Consider the following 19786-nt stretch of genomic DNA (forward strand, 5'->3'; position numbering starts at 1 on the left):
TGCGTCGTGGCGGGTCGAACGCCAGGAACAGCAACGTCATTGCACGTCTCGCAGCCATTCCGTGCTACCAGCCAAGTACCCTCGGCCTACCCATTCCTGCGCCAGCCGCTCACCGCGCTCCAAGAGACCGGCCACGTGCGCGAAGGACGGGTCGTCGAGCCAGTCGACCAGTTCCCGGGCGCTGAGGGAGCCGGTCCGTTCCTTCTTCTTGGCCGGCATCGCGGTTCCCAACCGCACCAATGCCTTGTAGAGACCGGTCGTGGGACGCACCACAAGCCCTTGTTCCGCCGCGCGCCGGGCGGCGGTCGCCGGAATGGCGAGTCCGCTCTTGTCGAGATCGCCAAAGTATCGGACTTCTCTGATGCGCCGCCGCCGTTCATGGCCGGTGTCGGTATGGGCTTGCACGAGGGTGCGCACGGCGGCGGAGAAGGACCAGCCGACCCCCCAGGCAACGCAGCCGATGCGGTGCTCGGTCTTCCTCAACTGTTCGACCAGCGACCAGTACGTTGCCGAGTTCTCCACGACGAGCAGGACATCCCCCTTCTCCCACGATGTGGAGCGTTTCTCAAGGGTGAGATCGGAGAAGTGGGCGTTCAAATTGGGTGGATCGGTGGGGAAGGCTCGGATGAGCTCGTGAAGCCGTTCGGCCCGGTTGAACAGCGGACCACCGAAGCCCTTACCGTCGAGAACCTTCTCCGCTTCCGGGAAGATGTCCCAGTACGTGCGCTTCCCGAAGATCTCCAAAGATCTCTCCCGCAATGGAACGTCCATGAGGCTCCTGTCAGCCTCCAGCACGGTGTGCAGCCAGTCACTGATCGCGCCGTACCCCGCGTGCTGGCTCTCCGTCACCTGACGCTGGCCGTCGAGCAGGCGGAACAACTCGTGGTGGACGACGCCGACACTCCGCGGCGCAGGGCGTACCGGGGCAGCCGATTCGGGGAGGAAGATGCCGCTGGGAACACGGCCGTTGAGCGGCGGGTGAACCCCGATGAGTGTCAGGCGTCCCTCGGCCGCGAGAGCATCCAGACAGCGACTGAGGACGGTCTCGTCGAGCTCGCTCTCTGGTGACGAGCGCCGCACCGCATACAGCTCCTGAAAGAGCTCCTCCTTGACGATCTTCTTACGGCCGCCTCGCCAGCCCTTCGCCGCAGCACGACGTACGAGTCCGGCGTACAGCTCGTCCTTCGGATCGTGCGAGACCGGGTTCACCGCTCTGTCTCCCAGCGTCGTTCGTCGTGGAAGTATCGAGTGGCGGTGATCTCACTCCGGTCGGCCGGACGGTCGTCGGAGCGAGTCAGCGAGGTGTCCAGTGCCTTCGCGAACTCCTCTACGACCCGCAGGTATTTGCGTCGTGCTCGCAGATCCGCGTCGTTCCGCAGCCTGATGACGAGCGGGAAAGCGTCGAGGGCATTCAGATCGCCGAGGCCAGTCGTGTAAACAAGCTGAACACCGAGTGCTTTGGCGACCGACTGCTGAAGGCGGAGCAAGTAGAGGGCGGAGGCCCGGCCGATCGGGTTGTCGAGGAAGAGCACTCCAGCGTGCTGATGGGCCATGCGACCGCGGTCGTTGGCCCGCAGTGCCGCCATCGTGCAGTACAGCACGATGGCGGCGGTCAGAACCTGACCGCCGGAGAAAACCTCCTTGATCTCCGCCACCCGCACTCTGCTGATCTCCAGCACCGCGTCCGGTTTCAGCACGGTGACGCGAAACCCCTTCGGGCCGACTGCCGCCGAGACACCCTTGAGAACGAGTTGTCTCGCGTCCCAGCGTCCATCCTTGCCGGGAAGTTCCTCGGCGATCTCGTCGACGAGCTGGCTCATCCGGTCCTGGAGCGCGGCGTCGTCGATTTCGGTGAAGCGGATCTGTAGAAACTCCGCCCCTGACCAGCTGCCAAGTCCCTCGGGGAGACGTGAGAGCCGCTCGGCGCGCTTCAAGGTGCGCAGGGCATCCGTGACCTGCTGCCCGAGTTGCTGCACGATCTGTTTGCGATGACGGCCGATCGACTCGAGGTCTATCTCCAGGGTGCGCAACCGCGGGCGCAGATCCTCAGCCCATTCACCCGCGCGGAGAGGGAGGACAGCCCGCTCGGTGGCGGCCATGATCTGCTGGCTCGGCGAGCGAAGCTCGGCGAAGCGGGTGTCGGCAGCGAGACCGGCGAGTCGGTCGGCCAGTTCGCGTTCGGCTGCCTCGGCAGCATCGCCCGCTGCCCGCGCCGCATCGTGCTCGGCACGCAACCCGTCAAAGTGAGTGCGGGCACTGGCGGCGTTCCCCTCGAACGGTTGCACGTCAGTGACCAGTGTCTTCGGCTCACCGAACAAGTCGACGAGCGTTGTGAAGTCGCGCCGCGTCTGCCGAGCCTCGGCCTGGGCGGTGGTCGCCTCCTCAAGGTGTCGCTGTAGTTCGCTCTGAGCGCCTTCGGCCTCGACGAGGGCCTGGTCGGCCAGAACGATCAGCTCTTCACCGTGGGCGATGCCGGACGGTTCCCCGTACGGCGCCAGATCGATGTCGTCTGACACGGCCGGAAGGCGGTCCAGCTCCGCGCGGCAGCGCCGCAGCTCGTCGCGGAGGTCTTCCATGTGGCTTCGCTTCTCCTCAACCGCGTTCTCCGCGCGGACCAGAGCCGCCGCCCGGGCCGGGGCGTCGGCCCCGTCGGGTCCGGCCAACAACTCGCGTGCAGCCGAACGGGCTTCCTCGCGGTGGTCGAGCAGTGCTGTGCCGGAGTCGGCCTCTGCCAGTTCGGCATGGCGCAGGTCGGCCATGAGATCAGCTCCGACAGCGACCCTGTCGTACTCCTCGGACGCCTTGCGATGGGCCCGGCGGAGGACCTCCAGCGGAACGTCGGACGGCTCGTGGCCGGCCTCGGCGTCGTACTCGGGCAGCTGCGCCATCTCCTCGGCAATGCGTTCCGCGGTCGCGGTCGCGGCGTCTGCCTCCCGGACGGCCTGGGCCGCCTGGTCCCGGCAGGTCTGGGCCTCCCCGGCTGCTTTCCCCGCCATGTCCCGGCGCACCCGCGCGGCTTCGGTGTGGACGGCAATCTGCGTGACCCAGTCAGCGACACGTTCCTCACGCCGGAGCAGCCCCCGCAGCTCACGTACCTGCACCTCCGTTGCGACCAGGCGATCACGCAACGGTGGCAGTTTGTCGCGCTCCTGCTTGAGTACGGAGGCAGCGAGACTCCGTGCTTCCTCGCATTCCCCGGCCAGGCGGCGGGCCGCGACGGCTTCCTCCTCACGGGTGTCCCGCTCCTCGCTCAGCCACAGCAGATGGCCCTCGGGGCATTCCGCACGCCATTGCTCGATCCGCACCAGAAACGTTCGATGGAGGTGCAAAGTCTCTTCAAGTTCCGTCATGCGGTTGCGGTAATCCGCTTGGCGCTCGGTCAGGGAGCCGAGTTCGGCCTGCGCGGCGACGTTGTCGTACAGGGCCGGGTGCGCGGGCACGACGAACGACAGACCGCCCGGCAGGGAATCGCCCGACTGCTCATAAAGGGACCCGGTAGTGCCGATCCCCACAAACCCCGTGGGCCAGGTGTCTGCGTTCCTCAACACCTCGTGAGCGTCGTGCAGTTGGTCGGATCGGTTGAGCAGGACTCCGGTGGCCAACTGCGGGACGCGGTCGGCGATTTCCTTACGGCGTTCCGTGCCGGGGATGGACGCCAGGTACTGCCAACCGGTACAGGCGCTGATTCCGGCTTCGTTGAGAATGTCGCAGGCCCGGACAGCCTCGGGGGAAGCGGGCAGCAATTCGGTGAGCTCCAGCGCAGCGAGGGCCCGCGCATCCCCCGCCGCCGTGACCCGAAGGTCGACTCGGGCCGACTCCACCTGCTCACATGCCCGGGCCAAGCGTTGTGCCAGCCCGGCGGATTCGGCGTCGAGATCGGATTCCTGACCCGAGTACAGGCCCGCCGCGGCAAGGTCACGAGCGAGCTGGATCATGCGTGTGCGGGCCGCTTCGTATGCCCGGTGTGCGAGGTCGAAACGGTGCTCGGCAGCGGCAAGTGCATGCTGGGCTTCGTCCCGGCGCTCAACACTCTGCTGGTGTTCGGCTTCCAGCCGTTGCACGGATGCCTCATGGCCCTCGATGTCCGCAGCGAGGGAGGCAACAGCCGACGCCGCGTGAGCCAGCGAGTCCCTCACGGTCAGACCGTCGGGGACGAGCCCGGCACGTTCCGCCTGGCGGATCTCCTCCGCGACCTCGGTCACACGCGCCCGCAGAGCTTCGGCCTTCGCGTCATGGACGGCTGCCTCGGCGACGGCCTCGTTGTGCGCCTTCTGGGCCTGTCCGGCTGCGACCTCGTGGTCCTGGGCGAGTGTGCGATGCCGCGTCGCCTCGGACAGAAGGCGCTTCGCCATGATGCGGAGTGCGCCGACCATCCGCTGCGCCGCGGTGTCCCGGGCCTCGAGCGCCGGGCGCGCCGCGGCCTCGGTGACGGCCACTTGCTGCCGGAGGCGCTTGGCGGTCTCCAGCGCCTCCATATTCCTGGCGACCGCTGGTACGGCCTGCCAGGCGCGCAGCACGTCGGTCGCCGTCTTCCACCCGGCCTCCGCCGCACGGTGCCGATCATTGGCCTGGCCGAGCCGCAAGTCGGCCACCAGAATTCTGAGCCGTCCCGCCACCGCTGCGGCGCGCTCCCTCCGAACGCCCGACTGGCGTACTTCGTCCTTGAACTGGTGCACCGCCTCGTCCCTGCGAGCCGCTTCTTGCTGTTCGCGAGCTGCCCGGTCGCGGATTTGCTGTATGAATCGGTCGACCGCATTCCGCGCGCGGGCTTGCGTCTCATCGGCAACCTTGCGTGCGGCCCTCGCCTCATCGAGGGGGCGAAGCACTTCGAGGGCCTCCTTGAGGAAGTCCCGCTCCAGCTCCATGGCTCCGCGGCCCGCGAGTTTCTCGGCGTATCCGTCGATGACCTCCGCCAGCCCCTTGGCCGGCGCCGTGGGCAGAACGGCGTTCAACAGGAAGTTGACGAAGGCCAGGTCGGAACCGGTGGAGAAGGCGTCCGCGGCCTCGCCCTCGTCGGCGTTCATGGCCCGCTGGTAACGAAAGCGTTCAGGGTCCAGTCCAAGTTGTTCCAGACGTTCGGTCCACTCGTTCTGGATTCGGTACATGCGCAATCCGAGCCCGGGCTCCGCCTCCTGCGCGGCGCGCAACCGCTCGTTGTACGCGTCCATGCCGAGGTATCGGCCGTTCTCCTGAATCGGCAAGGTGTCCAGGCTCAGGCCGGGGCCCGGCGTGAAGTGGTACCAAAGCTCACGCAAGTTGGAGGCGGTCGAGGGGCGGCCGTCGCGCCACTGGGCAACCTTGGCGGTGATGAGGCGTCCGCCGGTCCGGGCGTGTGTCCATTCCAGGACGACGTGCGCGACATCGTCCGCCAAGACGAACTTGTCCAGCACCCGTGTGCTGGTGGTGCCGACCGTGTTGCGTCGCCCGGGCAGAACGACGGAGAAGATCAGCTTGATCAGGACCGACTTACCGCCTCCGTTCTCCAGGAAGATGAGCGAGGCCGGAGATGGACGCCTGGGGGCCTCGCCCATGCCGAAGAGACCGCCCTGCCTGTTGGTGACGACCGGCCCGTGCCCACTGAAGTCGAGCAGGACATCCTCATACCGAGCGCCCTGAGGCCCAACGCCTCGCAGCAGGACGCGTGAGAGCTCAAACATCCGTGTCCTCCTGCTCAATGTCGGTCTCCACATCCGTGCCGACATCGGCATCAGCTGGGCTATTCACCCGCAGAGCTCCTCGGCTGGACATCGGCACCACGCCGAGCTTCAGCAGTTCCTCAAAGGCCGCGGTGTCGGCGAGTTCCCTGACCTGCCACTGGTAGCGGGGGGTAGTGCGGTACCAGCCGTCGTCCTCACTGCCGGCGGCAACGAGGAACCCCTGGTCCTCGAGGAAGCGCAGCGCCTTGGAGATCATCGCCCTCGTCGAGTTCATGGCGAGGCGCTTGTCCTTGGTGAGCGATGCCTCCGGACGTCGTACATAGGCGTTCCAGGTCTTCTCCAGCTCAGGAGTGTCCGTCGGCCTGTCGGTGCTGCCTTCTGCCGCCTCCGACTTCTCCTTGAGCCGGTCACAGGTGTCGCGGACCGCGCGGTCCACAGCGTCGACACTGACCCTGCCGACGTAGGCGTCGTTGGTCAGGTCGTCGGGCCGCGGGAAGGACAGCGCGGCCACGGCCAGGTGGATGATCCCGTGCAGGAGCTTCTCGCTCTCACCCCGATGCTTGGCAATCGCGGCGTAGTCCTCCACCAACTCGGCGCTGTACTCGTTCCTCGCCCTGCTGATCACCCTGTGCGTCGCGGTCCCCGCCGGGTACGGGCTCGCCATGACCGAGTTCCGAGGTCGTCACACGCTGCTGATCGCCACCCTCATCGTGATGCTCATGCCGAACGCCACGTTGGTGGTGCCGCTGTTCCTGGAGATCAACGCGTTTCACCTGATCGGCTCGATGTGGTCGATCGTCCTGCCGTACGCGTTCTACCCGTTCGGCGTCTATCTGACCTACATCTACTTCAGCACCGCGCTGCCCCGGGAGCTGCTGGACGCCGCGCGGCTCGACGGCTGCTCAGAGTTCGACGTGTTCCGCCGGATCGCCCTTCCGCTGGCCGCCCCGGTAGTCGCCCTGGTCGGCTTCTTCAGCTTCGTCGCCAACTGGACCAACTACTACCTCCCGTACGTCATGCTGCCCGAGAGCCACCAGTTCCCGGTACAGGTGGGCCTGGGGACGCTGCTGAACGAGGTCCCCCAGTTCAACCCGACCGTCGGCTCGCTCGCCGTCCAGCGGCCCGAACTGGCGCTGGCCACCCTGCTGGCGATCACTCCCGTGTTGGTCGTCTTCCTCTTCTCGCAACGTTTCCTGGTGGCCGGCATGCTCGCCGGCGCCACCAAGAGCTGAACCACCCGCGCGCCGTACGACCGCGCACCCCGCGCCCCGCCCCACCCCGGCCACGTTCCCGTACCGCCCCGCTCGGAATGGAGATCTGATGGGATCCGTCATCACGGCCTCGGTACCGCTGATGGAACCGCCGGGCTGGGCGACGGCGCAGCGTGCTCTGTTCGACCTGCTCGACCACGCCTGGCGCCGGTTCGCCGATGATTTCACCGACTCCGACGGGCGACTGCGGTACGCCGGCGGACTCGGTTCGCGCGACGGCGCGGACGACTTCTACGAGACCTTCTTCAACTGGCCACAGCTCTACCTCCTCGGCGGGCACGAGGACCTGCTGGCCCAGTCCGAGCGGCACTGGGAGGGAGTCACCCGGCAGCTGACCGAACTGGGCATGCTCAGAGACGAGTACGAGCGAGGCTACGACTGGTTCCACCAGGGTGAGAGCCTGCTGCTGTTCTACTTCCTGTGCATGGCCGCCCCCGGCCGTTGGAAACATCGGGCACGGCGCTTCGCGGACCTCTACGTCGATCCGCGGCACGGCAACTACGACCCGGAACACCGCATCATCCGCCGGCCGCACAACGGCAGCGACCCCGACCGCCGGGGGCTCTTCGACGGCGACGCCTACCCCTGGCTTCCCCAGGAGGCCCGAACGTACGGCTTCCCTCTGGAGTGGACGTTGCCGGACGGCGCCGATGCCCCGCCGCTCGACCGCGACCCGCGACTGGGCGACGAGATGCGGCGGCGGATCGGCTCGGGAGACACCGCGGTCAACCTGGCCGCCTCGGGACTCGTCCTCAACGCCCTGATGCTGACCGGTGATCCGCGCTATCGCGACTGGATAGCCGAGTACGTGGACGCCTGGCGCGACCGCGCGACCGTTCACGGGGGGATCCTCCCCGACAACGTCGCCCCGGACGGCACGGTGGGCGGGTTGCTGGACGGCCGCTGGTACGGCGGGCACTACGGCTGGTCCTGGCCGCACGGGTGGTACAGCGTCGGGCACGCCGCGATGGTCGCGGCCTTGGCGGGAGCGGCCGCCACAGGCGACGACTCCTGCCTGGACCTGGTCCGCCCGACGCTGGACGAGATCATCTCCCACGGCAAGATCATGACCTTCATGGAGGCGGACTCCAGCCTCCGGTCGAAGTGGACCGTTCAACTCCGCGAGGACGTGACCACGCCCACGCTCCATGTGCCGTTCCGGTACGCCGACCGAGGCTGGTTCGACTACAACCCGATGCTGATGGCGGTCCCGATCGCCCTGTGGCACCACTCCGCCTCGGCCGCGGACCGGGAACGCCTCGAACGCCTCCGGTCGGCCAGCGGATACGACTGGCGTACCGTGCGCCCCTTCCGGAACAAGGAGGAGGCCGGGCACGAGGAGCCGTGGTTCGCCTTCCTCACCGGGGACGCCCCTGACTACCCGGAGCGGATCCTGGCTGTCGCGCAGGCCCAGGTACGCCACCGGCTGGCGCGGATGGAGCGCTACCGCGGCACGGACGTGCCCGAGGCCGACATCCACCTGTGGCAGCAGTCGAACCCGGTGGTCACCGAGGCCCTGGTCCAGCTGACCTGGGGCGGACCGCAGGTCATCTACAACGGCGGACTGCAACAGGCACGCGTGCGGTACTACGACGCCGTTGCCCGGCGCCCCGGTCTGCCCTCCTCGGTGGCGGCCCTGGTCTCCTGTGTCGACCCGGAGGCCACAGTGGTCGACCTGGTCAATCTCGACCCCGAGGGCGCGCGATCGGTGATCGTGCAGGCGGGGGCGTTCGCCGAACACAGCATCCGCTCCGTGCGCCACACCAAGTGCGAGAACCCCACCTGGATCGGCGGTCTCTACGACTACGGCCACGGTCAGCCGGTCGTCACATCCGCCATGGTCCGTGTCGGCGGGCCATGGCTGGGGGTGGAGCTGCCGCGTTCCACCCGGATCCGTCTGACGCTCCGGCTCGACCTGCACAGCCGGCCGCCGTCCTACCGCACACCATTCGATGACCCGGGTACCGAGGAGACGTCATGACGGGAGGTCCACGTGGTGAGGCCCCCGCGGGCGTTCCCCGGCCCGCTCACTGTCACCCCGCCCTCTCACCCCCGAGGATTCTCATGTACCGCCAACCAGGAAGGGCACTGGCCGCGCTCACCGCGGCCCTCACCGCCTTCACGGCCTTCACCGGGGCCATGCTGTCCGCGGCCCACGCGGACGCCGGAGCCGCAGGTGCCGCAGGTGCCGCAGGTGCCGCAGGTGCCGCAGGTGCCGCAGGTGCCGCAGGTGCCGCCAAGATCGTCGTATCCCCCGGAGGCAGTGACCGCAACGTCGGCACGGCTGACCGCCCCGTTGCCACCCTCGCCAAGGCGCGGCAACTCGCCCGGTCCCTGTCCGGCACGTCCGACGTGGTCGTGGAGCTGACGGGCGGCACCTACCGCCCGACGGAACCATTGCGGCTCACCGCCGCCGACTCAGGGCGCAACGGTCACACCGTCACCTGGCGGGGACGCCCCGGGCAGACGCCCGTTCTCTCCGGCGCGCTGCGGGTGACCGGCTGGAAAGTCCATGACGCGGCGGCGAACGTCTACGCCGCACCGGTGCCGAAGGGAACGGATTCGCGCCAACTCTACGTCGACGGCGCCCGCGCGCCCCGCGCCTCGATCACGATCTCGCGCAACGACGTCCAGGTCACCAAGACCGGGATGACCATCGTCAACCCGAACCTGAAGTACCTCGCCTCACTGCCCCGGCAGAACCGGATCGAGGTGGAGAGCCAGAACTCCTTCACCGACCGCTACGCACCCGTCCAGAGGATCGACGGCACCGCCATCACGATGCAGCAGCCGGCGTGGAACAACAACAACTGGGGTTACGACACCCTCGCCAAGCCCTTCGCCGGCGGCACCCTCATGCTCCAGAACTCCTACTCCTTCCTCAAAACGGCCGGGCAGTGGTACCTCGACCCGGACGCCGGCCAGCTCTACTACAAGGCACCGGCCGGCAAGAATCCCGCCGACAGCGACGTCGAGCTGCCGCAGCTCACCTCGCTGATGCAGATCGGCGGCACCTACGACGATCCGGCCCACGACATCACCGTCCAGAACATCCGCTTCGAGTACTCCACCTGGCTCCAGCCGGGCACCTCGACCGGCTACGCCGACCAGCAGAACGGAACCTTCCTCGCGGCCACTCACCAGCAGCCGAACGACTTCCTCACGTCCTGCCAGTCCGGCTGCCCGCTGTTCGAGGCGGCGCGCAACAGCTGGCACCAGATCCCGGCGGCCGTACAGGTGTCGGCCGCGCGCGGCATCACCTTCACCGGCAATACCTTCACCCATCTCGGCCAGGTAGCTCTCGGCATAGGCAACGACGCCAACGCCCACGCCTCCGGTGTCGGTCTGGGCGCGTCGAACATCACCGTCCAGCGCAATACCTTCACCGACGATGCCGGCGCCGGCATCGTGGCCGGCGGTGTGCAACCCGACGCCCACCACCCGTCCAACCCCGCGATGGTCGACAAGGACATCACGATCAAGAACAATCTGGTGACCAGGGTCGCCCAGGACTACAAGGACATGTCCGGCATCCTGACCACCTATGTCACCCACGCGGTCATCGAGCACAACGAGGTGTCCGACCTCGCCTACGACGGCATCGACGTCGGCTGGGGCTGGGGAGCCAACGACCCCGGTGGCAGCACGGACTACAGGAACCGGGGCCTGTACAACTACCAGCCGGTCTACAGCACACCGACCACGCTGTCGGACAACTCCGTGCGCTACAACCTCATCCACGGCACCAAGAAGGTCTTTCATGACGGTGGCAGCCTGTACAACCTGTCGGCGAGTCCCCGCACCGTCATCGAGGGCAACTACATCTACGACAACCGCAACACCGTCGGCCTCTATCTGGACGAGGGCTCCCGCTACGTGACGCTGTCGCACAACGTGATCCGGGACTCCGGGGTGTGGGCCTTCACCAACGCCAGTCCCACCAACAACACCAACGACAGCACCTTCTCGGAGAACTGGTACAACAGTGGCGCGACCCAGGTGGCGACCGGCTCCCCCCACAACAACGTCCTGAGGGGAAACGTCCAGGTGAGCGGTGGCAACTGGCCGACGGCCGCACGACAGGTCATGGACCGGGCCGGTATCGAGCCCGGCCAGCGGCCCCCCGCCGCCCGCTAGGCCGAGCCCGAGGACACAGCATCAGTAGCCGTAGATCATCTTGTAGGCGGCCTCGGGGAGGAACTGGCCGGCCGAGGAGCCGGATCCGACGCCGCAGTTGCCGTCGGACTCGCCCGGGGTCTTGATCCACAAGAGCATCTCGGCGCCTCCGCCCAGCTGGGTGGGGGTGCCGATGCGGCGGCCCGACGGGTTGCACCACTGGCCGTTGGAGCCGTTGCCGTTGCGGCTGGTGTCCACGACGAACGGCTTGGTATAGCCGTAGCGGGCGCTGAGTTCCCTGTTGACGCGGTTGCCGTAGGCGGTGTTCTCGGCTGTGGTGAAGTAGTTGGAGACGTTGAGGGAGAAGCCGTGGGCCTGTCGGAGGCCGGCTTCGTGGAGGCGCCGGGCCATGGTCGCCGCGTCCGCCCAGCCCGGGTTGCCGGCGTCGAGGTAGACCCAGGTGTTGGGGGCCTGACGGTTGAACTGGGCGAGCGCGCCGGTGAGCATGCCCTCGCGTTCGTCGATCTGAGCCTGGGTCATGCAACCGTAGTCCCCGAGGGAGTCCGGTTCGAGGATCACGACAGCCGGGCGGTTGGCGATCCCGCCGGCGAACTGGGCGATCCAGGTCGCGTAGGCGGACGGCGAAGCGGCCCCGCCCGCGGAGTGCCCGCCGCAGTAGTCGCGGTTGTATATGTTGTAGGCGACGAGGATGGGTAGTTTGTCCCCATTATCCGCGGCGCCCACGTACGCGCCGGTGGCGGTGCCGATGGTGCCGCTCCAGGAGCCGAACCAGCGGGCCATCGGGGTATTGGCGATGGAGACGTTGATCGCGGACGCCCGGCCGTCGCCGGGGTTGGCGGCGACCCACCTTTTCGCGCTGGAGTCGGGGTCCGCGTAGAACCCGTTGGTCATGGTGGTCGGGTCGGCCGCGTGGGCGGACGGCGCGATGGCGAGCGCCAGCGGCAGCGCGAAGAACGCTGCCACCAGGGCGCGGAGTCTGTGGCGCATGACTGTACCTCGGTTTCCTGACAGGGATGCGTCGCACGCTCTCGGGCACGGGCGAGCGACGCGCTGAGGAAGTGCGGTGGCACGAGGCCCCCTTGCACCGGCGGCTCCCCGGCGGCGACTCCCCCGGCGGGGACGACAGGACCGAAGGGCGGCGGCGAATATTGGGAGCGCTCCCATGGGAGCGCTCCCAATAGCGCTGAGAGTGCTTGGGGTATGAGGGGTATCGTGTTGCGGGCTGGTGAAGCTGTCAAGGGTCGACGTACAACTCGCCCTTCACAGGGCGAGGACAAGGCCGCTTTGCGGCCTCACAATTGGGAGCGCTCCCAATCTGGCGCCGCGGGCGTCGTCTCTTCTGGAACATGGGAGGTCCTGTTAGCGTGGCATGCGCGAGCAGGGGGTGTGGAGTCCGCCCATGTCATTGACCGACAAGGCAATCGCACGCATCAGGGAGATGATCCAGTCCGGCGAACTGCCGCCGGGCGCCAAGCTGCCGCCCGAGCAGCAACTGGCCACGGAGCTCGGTCTGTCCAGGAACCTGATGCGTGAGGCGGTCAGAGCGCTCGTTGTCGCGCGGGTCCTGGATGTCAGGCGGGGAGACGGGACCTATGTGACGAGTCTGGAGCCCGCACTGCTGCTCGAGGGGCTGGGCTCGGCGGTGGAATTGCTCCACGGTGACACCCTGCTGGAACTGACCGAAGTGCGCAGGCTCTTCGAGCCGATCGCCACGGGGCTCGCCGCCACCCGGATCTCCGACGACGACCTCGTCGGGGTCAGGCACCACCTTGACGCGATGAGGGCCGTCCGCGACGATGTCGAGCTGCTCAACGAGCACGACGCCGCCTTCCACAACGCGGTGATCGCAGCCGCCGGGAACAGGACCCTGGCTACGCTGCTGGAGGGCATCTCCAGCCGCACCGTGCGCGGCCGGGTCTGGCGGGGCATGGTCGACGACCATGCCGGTGACCGGACCATCGCCGAGCACGAGGCAATCTACGCCGCCCTGCTGCGCAGGGACTCCGCACTGGCCGAGGCCGCGGCGCTGATGCATGTGAGCACGACGGAGCAGTGGCTGCGTCAGCACCTGGGCCACGGCGAGACCGCAGGCCGGCCGGATCCGGCCGGCGACGAGACGCCGGGGCGGAGTGGCGCCGTTTTCGACGCCTCGTACGACATATGACTCGACCCGACGCCGAAGACCGACGGAGTGAACCAGACCGAGATCACCGCCTGTGGGGTGGTTCAGACGCCGGTGATGGTCCATTCGTTGTTGGTGCTGGAGTTCGGAGTCCACATCACCGCGGTCGAGCCGGCGGTGGTGCTGCCACTGCCGTCAAGGGCGGTACCGGTGCCCCGATTGATGATCTGGTAGCGGTTGCCGCCGAGGCTGTTGAGTGACCACTGCTGGTTGTTGCCACCGTTCCATGCCTCCTGCCGGGCAGGAGCGCCGTTGGCGGAATCGCCCCAACTGTCGGCGGCCATGCCGTTGGTGCGGTTCATGATGCGGTAGTAGCCATTGCCGAGGTCGATCAGCTGCCACTGGAGATTGGTACTCCCGTCGTAGTTCCACTGCTTGAGGTTGGAGCCGGATGCGACGTTGCCCCCGCTGTCGAGTACCAGTCCGCTGGTCACGTTGGCGATCTTCACCCAGGTGGTGGAGCCGCCCGGCGGGCCCAGGACGGGGATCTCACCGGAGAACGTGAGCTTGACCGTGTACGCCAGCGCACTGAACGGCGGGTTGGACGAGGGCATGGTGAGGTGCAGCCCGGAGGCATCCTGGGTCGGAGCGGGCAGGTTGATGGAGGAGCCGGCGGTGTTGTCGAGCAGTTTGGCGCCGGTCAGGCTGCTGAGGTTGATCCGGTTCGAGTTCAGCGTCGTGATGGTCATGGTGCCGCCCTGCCAGCCCAGCGCGGTGGCGTAGAGGACCTTGTTGTCCCGGCTGCGGGTGAACCGGATGTCCTGCGGTTTGCCGGCCACCGGTCCGCTGAACGAGCCTCCGCCCATCTTGGTGGGGCCCTCGCCATAACTGGCCCAGGCGCGGGTGGCGTAGACCGCCTCTCCGAAGCGGCCGAGCCAGTCGCCCATGGCGAGCAGGATGGACCGCTGCCCGGAGGGGATGGTGCCGTCGGCCATCGGAGCGATGTTCAGCAGCATGCTGCCGCCCTTGCTGACCCGGTCGATCAGCGAGTGGAGCAGTGCCTGCGTCGAGTAGTAGCCGATGCCCACCGTGTAGCACCAGCTGGAGGAGGAGACGCTGTCGTCGGTCAGCCAGTAGGGGGCGAGCAGCCCTGCCGGACCGCCGCGCTCGAAGTCGTACACCTCGCCCTTGTCGTTGAAGCCGTCCTTGTAGGTCGCGACCACGTCCTTGTCCCAGGAGACGGCCCGGTTGTAGTAGTGCGCGAGGAACTGGAGCCGGTAGGACTCCTGCACTCTGCTCAGGTCGAAGTCCTGCCAGATCAGGTCCGGCTGGTAGCCGTCGACGATCTCGATCAGCTTGTCGTACCAGAGCTGGTTCTCCGCGGCCGAGCCCTGCTGGCCGAAGAGGACGCGCAGCGCCGGATCCGACTGGGACGGCACGTGGTCGTAGTAGCCGGTGAAGTGATAGGCGTGGTGCAGGGAGGCCATGAACTTCAGCCCCTGCCCGCGGACGGCCTGCGCGTGCAGCCCCACGAGGTCGAGCCTGGGGCCGTGCTGGACCGAATTCCACGGGTTGGAGCGGCTGTTCCACATGGAGAAGCCGTCGTGGTGCTCGGCGACCGGTCCGGCGAACTTCGCGCCGGCGGCCTTGAACAGCTGCGCCCAGGCGTCCGGATCCCAGTTGCCGCCCTGGGAGACCGGTTTGGGGGCGAACTGCACGTACTTGCCGGTCTTGTCGCGGGCACCGTCGATGAAGTTGTTGTACGGCCATGCCGAGGGGTCACCGTAGGTGGCGATGTGGTGCCGGTTCTCGGCCGAGCCACCGATGTACATGTTGCGCGGATACCACTCGTTCCCGAACGCGGGAACGCTGAAGACGCCCCAGTGGTAGTAGATGCCGAACTTGGCGTCCTGGAACCAGGCCGGGGCCGGGGGGTGCTGGTCCACGGAGGACCAGCTCGGGGTGTAGCTTCCGGGGCCGTCGGTCGCGGCCGCCTCGGGGGCGAACCGCAGCAGGCCGAAGGCCGTGGCCGCACCGGCCGCCGCCAGCAGTCGGCGTCGGCTGAGCGGCAGGGAAGAGGAGGACATGTGGGGGCCTCTCGAGCGAATTGACGTAGGCGGTGCGGGAGTCGGCGATCGTCAGCCGGTCACCGGATCAGTCGCGCGTCCACTTCTGGTTGCTGCTGCCGTTGCAGGTCCATAGCTGGAGCAAGGTGCCGTTGGCCGTTCCCGCACCGGTGGCGTCCAGGCACAGGCCGGACTGGACACCGGTGATCGTGCCGTCGGCACGGATCGTCCACTGTTGATTACTTCCGCCGTTGCAGTCCCAGATGTCCACCTTGGTGCCGGGGCTGGTGCCCTGGCCCGAGGCGTCCAGGCAGTCTCTGTCGTAGACCCGCAGCTCGCCGGCCGGGGTGTCCGTCCACTGCTGGTTGCTTCCGCCGTTGCAGTCCCACAGCTCCACCTGGGTTCCGGGCGTCTGCGACTGGTTCGGCACGTCCACGCACCGGCCGGAACCGGCCCCGACGATCGCGCCGGTCGTGCCGTCGTTCCCACCGCTGCCGGGGGTGATGGACAGGTTGTCGAACTGCGCGGTCTCGCCCTGGCTGGTCGCGTAGCCGATCTGCCCGCCGGCCCAGGTGCGGTCGTTCACGGAACCGACCGTGGCACCGTCGATGACGGCGGTGATGGTGGTGCCGGAGAAGGTGAGGGACAGGCTGTGCCACCGGTTGGTGCCCAGCGCCGCGGTCGTGCCGCGGGCCAGGGTGGAGACGTTGCCGGCCGTGTTGGAGTTCAGGACCGACCAGGCGCCGGTGTCGCTCACCCGCAGGTGGTAGGCGTTGAGCCCGCCGGTGCTGTTGTAGTCCTGTGCGTTGGCACGGCCGATCAGCTCGGCGTATCCGGGCTGTTCGAGCATCACGTCGGACGAGACGGTGTAGTTGCTCCAGCCCACGTCACCGAGCAAGGCGTGCGGATCGGACAGCGCGTCCCAGGTGATCGGTTTCTGCGGGCTCATCTGGCGCACGCACTTGCCGTTGCGACCGCCGCCGCAGCCCACCTCCTCGAAGGCGCCCTGCCAGTCCATGAGGTACTTGGCCTCGGTACCGGTGGCGTAGCTGTCGAAGGAGTCGCTGTACGGCAGGCTCAGCCGGCCCCGGCCGGGGCCGACAGCGGTGCCCTTGCCCTGTCCGGTCGCGGTGGTCAGGCTGTACATGTGGCCGGGTTGTACGGTCAGACTGAAACCGCCGCCGGACGGGGTGATGTCCGTGGCGTGCACGAAGTGGTCGGCCGAGTTCCCGGACCTGACGTCGGTGGACCAGACGTGGACGGTTTTGGCGGACAGCCCCCCGGTGACGTTGAAGTTCAGCGTCTGGGCGCTGCCCGCGTCCATCGTCTCGATGACCGTGGAGTAGTCGTCGCTGTTGGCGGACTTGAGCGAGACGTAGCTCCCGTTGTTGCGGTTGCCGCCGATGTAGCCGCTGGAGGCGTCCAGGTACCGCCACCCCGGGGCGGTGAACTGGCTGGTATGTGCCATCACCCAGGTGTTCTTGCCGATCGAGTAGGAGCCGGACCACGGCTGCGAGGCCAGGGCCAGACCCATGGTGGGGTACGGCAGGTTGGGGGTGAGCGCGGCGACCACCGGCCAGTTGAGGTACGCGGTCATGCGTCCGTCGATGTATCCGCGGTTGATGCCGCGGGCCATGGCCTGCGCTCCCCCGTTGTAGTCGTCCGAGCCGTTCTCGCTCGCCCACAGCGTCTTGCCGGACGATGTGGCAGCCGACGGCACCGAGCAGTTGGATTGGGACGAGCGGTAGCCGCAGGGATAGTGCGTGCCGATGGCACTCACCGAGGAGGCGAACGCCGGGTTGGAGTTGATGTCGCCCGCCACGGCCCAGTCCGAGTCCGCCGCGACGATCTTGACATTGCCGTAGCCGCCGCTGTTGAGCGCGCCACGCAGCTGCTGGTACCAGGAGACGTTGTAGCCTCGCTCGTTCCACCCGCCGAGGTAGTCGATGCCCAGCCCGTGCTGCCTGGCGCAGCCCAGCCACGAGAGCAGATAGTTGATCGTGTCGGTGGACCAGAAGTTCCCGCCACCGATCCAGCCGGGCGCGCCCCAGGCGAGCCCGTACAGCTTGATGTTCGGGTTGCGCGCTTTGGCCTGCTCCATCAGCCACCATTCGTAGCCCCGGTCGCAGTTCAGGTCGGACCGGGTGTGCTGGTGACTCGGCTCGGCCCCCGAGGTGGAGTTGGTGTCACCGCCGATCTCGGCTTTGAGGATCTGGAGGGAGGCTCCGTAGCCGGGCCGGAACAGGTAGTCGAGGATCTGGCCGCGCTGGGGCTCGGGATAGTCGATCAGGAGTCGGCTGTTGCCGCCCCCGCCGCTGATCGCGCCGACGCCGTCGAAGGTCCGGCCGCCGGACGCGCCGTTGATCGTGATGGAAGTGGCGGCCTGGGCCGGCGTGGCGGCCGTGCCCACGATGCCGCCGGCGGTCAGGAGGAGGCTCGCGAGCACGACCGTCGAGGCACGCAGGCGCCGGAACAACCGGCTGAATGCTGACACGGTGGGTTCCTTTCACAGGTCGGAGGTGTGCCGTGGTGGCCGCGGTCAGCGAAGGATGAAGTCCTGGTTCGTGCCGGAAGTGTTCTTGCACGGCCACTGGTCCAGTTGCTGCCCCGGGTTGTCGCCGGCGCCGTAGACGTCCAGACACAGACCGCTGTTCTTGTTCTGGAACGCGTAGGAGCCGTCGGACTGCCGCACGGGCAGCCAGAGGCTGTTGGCCGCGGCGCCGGGGGCCTGCTGGACGATGTCCGGTACGCCCGCCGCCGTGGAACTGTCGGCCACCGCCACGTCCAGGCCGGAGTTCTGGGCCCGCAGTTCGCCGTAGCCGCCCGAGGCGGGTACGAACCGGAACTGCTGGTTGCCCTGCCCGTTGCAGGTCCACTGGTCGATCGCGGCGCCCGTGCTGCCGGAGTTGCCGTACACATCCATGCACAGGTTGTCGCTGGCGACCACGAATTGGTGGTAGCCGTCAGGGAAGCCGTCGCCGCCCGACGAGGCGGCTGTCAGATAGACGGCGAACGCGTCGTGCGCCCCCTGGAACGTGAACGGCACGGTGATCGAGCCGCTCGAGGTGCTCACATTCCGGTCGTATACGGTCTGCGGCGCACTGAGCGGCGCCTGGTCCGGGATGCGGTGCACCGTGACGTGCACGCCGCCGGCGTTCGCCAGCCAGGGCACGGAGGACAGCCCGTCGAAGGTCACGGACGCGGCGCCGGTGTACCCGTTGGAGTCGCCGATGACCGCCACCGCTCGCTTGGCGGAGGAGTCCTCGGCGGCCGAGATCGCCGTCGAGCCGACCTGGCCGGAGGTGTCCACGAGGGTGCCGGTCATATCGGCATAGTCCCGAAGCGCCCACCAGTTGCCGGTCGGCTGCCAGCTGCCCCCGCTCTGGGTCAGGACTCCGGTCAGGTTCGGGATGACGCAGCACACCCAATTGCCGCGCATCGCGTTGGTGTACCCGGACTGCGCGAACCGCGCCAGGTACCAGGCGGTCACCCCGGCGGTCTGCCGGTCGGCCGGCTGGTACTCGTTCGAGGAGAGCGGCAGCGGACCGATGCCCGCCGCGGTCAGGGCGCTGTTCAGGGCCCGCGAGACGGTGACCGGGTCGTCGACATCGCCCTCGTTGTGGTTGGCGATCATGTCCGGCACCGTCCCGGCCGCCTTCACATGCGCGAGCCAGGTCCGCCATTCACCCGGATTGCGCTCCGGGGTGAACGCGAATGACGGCCCGACGATCTGCGCCCCGGGGGCGATGCGCCGGATCTCGCGGTAGGCGGTGTCCCACATCTGGAAGTACTGGGCGCTGTTCACCCCTCGGGTCCAGAAGGCGGAGATGTCCGGCTCATTCCAGATGTCGTAGGAGAACGTGAGCCCCGAATCCCGCAGCGCTCCCACCGTGGAGTCGATGAAGCGGACCCAGTTGGAGCAGTCGCCGTTGTCGCACGGATACCTCGTGCTCGACGGCTGACCGCCGTTCGCGCCGTAGATGTCGCTCACCAGCACCTGGTACTGCGCGTGATAGGGGGGCCGGGTGAGCCGTTTCGCCTGCGCGACGATCGAGTCGACGTCGGCCCGGGTGGCCGAGCCGTACTGGTAGCCGTCCCTGATCCAGCCGCCGGAGAACCATCCGCCGCCGCGGAAGGCGTTGATCCCCAGCGGCTGGAGGAACTGGTCCGCCGGCCGACTGCCGTCCTCGCTGATGCCGTAGAGGAACCCCTCACCCACTCCGGTCGACGGCCCGCGGGTCGATGCCAGGTTCACGCTCAGCGACTTGTCCGAGGCGGCCTGGCTCGTGGCCGTCGACAGCAGCGGCAGCACGAGCACCAGCACGATGCCGGCCACCAGTGCCAGACGGCCGGGTCTCGCTCTCGTCCTCATCCGATCCTCCTGCGGTTCGGCGCCGCTGGGTTGCGGCGCGTGTGATGGACGGGGCCGGCTTCCGGGGGCGGCGCTCCAGGCACAGGCCGGACCGGGCGCCGGTGACCGTGCCGTCGGAGTTCAGCGTCCGCCGCTGGTCGGCCTGGCCGTTGCGGCTCCAG

10 protein-coding genes and 1 pseudogene are annotated in these 19786 nt (G+C 68.0%); 4 read left to right on the forward strand and 7 right to left on the reverse strand.

Translation table 11 applies throughout. From position 1 onward, the window contains the following. Nucleotides 1–36: 36 nt before the first annotated feature. From EEJ42_RS08625 to EEJ42_RS08635, 3 genes are read right to left on the reverse strand one after another with little or no spacing between them, the layout of a single operon-like run. Nucleotides 37–1209 carry a Wadjet anti-phage system protein JetD domain-containing protein gene (locus EEJ42_RS08625; protein ID WP_123099381.1) on the reverse strand — a complete coding sequence of 391 codons (1173 nt, stop codon included), beginning with the start codon at nt 1207–1209 and terminating at the stop codon, nt 37–39. Beyond that, nucleotides 1206–5657 (reverse strand): hypothetical protein, encoded by a 4452-nt coding sequence (locus EEJ42_RS08630; protein ID WP_123099382.1) that lies wholly within the window; start codon nt 5655–5657, stop codon nt 1206–1208. The genes EEJ42_RS08625 and EEJ42_RS08630 overlap by 4 nt, the downstream gene beginning before the upstream one ends. Then, on the reverse strand, nt 5650–6321 hold the full coding sequence (locus EEJ42_RS08635) for a hypothetical protein (protein WP_123099383.1): 672 nt from the start codon (nt 6319–6321) through the stop codon (nt 5650–5652). The genes EEJ42_RS08630 and EEJ42_RS08635 overlap by 8 nt, the downstream gene beginning before the upstream one ends. On the opposite strand from EEJ42_RS08635, the pseudogene EEJ42_RS08640 reads away from it, so the two are divergent. The 3 genes and pseudogenes from EEJ42_RS08640 to EEJ42_RS08650 all read left to right on the forward strand — a co-directional run. Then, nucleotides 6245–6889: pseudogene (locus EEJ42_RS08640) on the forward strand (carbohydrate ABC transporter permease); the annotation flags it as partial. The gene EEJ42_RS08635 and the pseudogene EEJ42_RS08640 overlap by 77 nt on opposite strands. An 88-nt stretch (nt 6890–6977) precedes the next feature. Continuing rightward, nucleotides 6978–8909 carry a DUF8034 domain-containing protein gene (locus EEJ42_RS08645; protein WP_123099384.1) on the forward strand — a complete coding sequence of 644 codons (1932 nt, stop codon included), beginning with the start codon at nt 6978–6980 and terminating at the stop codon, nt 8907–8909. Nucleotides 8910–8992: 83 nt separating this feature from the next. Then, nucleotides 8993–11065, forward strand: a complete 2073-nt coding sequence (locus EEJ42_RS08650; protein ID WP_123099385.1) for a right-handed parallel beta-helix repeat-containing protein — start codon at nt 8993–8995, stop codon at nt 11063–11065. Nucleotides 11066–11086: 21 nt separating this feature from the next. On the opposite strand, the gene EEJ42_RS08655 is transcribed toward EEJ42_RS08650, so the two are convergent. Further along, nucleotides 11087–12052, reverse strand: a complete 966-nt coding sequence (locus EEJ42_RS08655) for a glycoside hydrolase family 6 protein (RefSeq protein ID WP_123099386.1) — start codon at nt 12050–12052, stop codon at nt 11087–11089. Between the two features lie 412 nt (nt 12053–12464). On the opposite strand from EEJ42_RS08655, the gene EEJ42_RS08660 reads away from it, so the two are divergent. Further along, entirely contained in the window at nt 12465–13229 is a 765-nt protein-coding gene (locus tag EEJ42_RS08660; protein WP_246096242.1) for a FadR/GntR family transcriptional regulator, read from the forward strand. A gap of 62 nt (nt 13230–13291) precedes the next feature. Here the strand turns inward: EEJ42_RS08660 and EEJ42_RS08665 are convergent, their stop codons facing one another. The 3 genes from EEJ42_RS08665 to EEJ42_RS08675 form a co-directional block, all read right to left on the reverse strand. Beyond that, entirely contained in the window at nt 13292–15274 is a 1983-nt protein-coding gene (locus EEJ42_RS08665) for an alpha-L-fucosidase (protein WP_123099387.1), read from the reverse strand. 67 nt (nt 15275–15341) lie between these two features. Continuing rightward, nucleotides 15342–17747 (reverse strand): ricin-type beta-trefoil lectin domain protein, encoded by a 2406-nt coding sequence (locus tag EEJ42_RS08670; protein WP_123099388.1) that lies wholly within the window; start codon nt 17745–17747, stop codon nt 15342–15344. Nucleotides 17748–17792: 45 nt separating this feature from the next. Further along, the gene (locus tag EEJ42_RS08675; protein WP_123099389.1) at nt 17793–19625 is read right to left on the reverse strand and encodes an RICIN domain-containing protein; all 1833 of its coding nucleotides are present in this window, start codon (nt 19623–19625) and stop codon (nt 17793–17795) included. Between the last annotated feature and the right edge of the window lie 161 nt (nt 19626–19786).

Origin of the sequence: Streptomyces botrytidirepellens (assembly GCF_003721215.1) — a bacterium.
Classification (GTDB): domain Bacteria; phylum Actinomycetota; class Actinomycetes; order Streptomycetales; family Streptomycetaceae; genus Streptomyces; species Streptomyces himastatinicus.

What these genes read in the sequence shown, in the direction of transcription:
- EEJ42_RS08660 (WP_246096242.1), top strand. Translation starts at nt 12,465, where the DNA reads ATGTCATTGACCGACAAGGCAATCGCACGCATCAGGGAGATGATCCAG.
- EEJ42_RS08650 (WP_123099385.1), top strand. Translation starts at nt 8,993, where the DNA reads ATGTACCGCCAACCAGGAAGGGCACTGGCCGCGCTCACCGCGGCCCTC.
- EEJ42_RS08635 (WP_123099383.1), bottom strand. Translation starts at nt 6,321, where the DNA reads ATGGCGAGCCCGTACCCGGCGGGGACCGCGACGCACAGGGTGATCAGC.
- EEJ42_RS08655 (WP_123099386.1), bottom strand. Translation starts at nt 12,052, where the DNA reads ATGCGCCACAGACTCCGCGCCCTGGTGGCAGCGTTCTTCGCGCTGCCG.
- EEJ42_RS08645 (WP_123099384.1), top strand. Translation starts at nt 6,978, where the DNA reads ATGGGATCCGTCATCACGGCCTCGGTACCGCTGATGGAACCGCCGGGC.
- EEJ42_RS08665 (WP_123099387.1), bottom strand. Translation starts at nt 15,274, where the DNA reads ATGTCCTCCTCTTCCCTGCCGCTCAGCCGACGCCGACTGCTGGCGGCG.
- EEJ42_RS08630 (WP_123099382.1), bottom strand. Translation starts at nt 5,657, where the DNA reads ATGTTTGAGCTCTCACGCGTCCTGCTGCGAGGCGTTGGGCCTCAGGGC.
- EEJ42_RS08675 (WP_123099389.1), bottom strand. Translation starts at nt 19,625, where the DNA reads ATGAGGACGAGAGCGAGACCCGGCCGTCTGGCACTGGTGGCCGGCATC.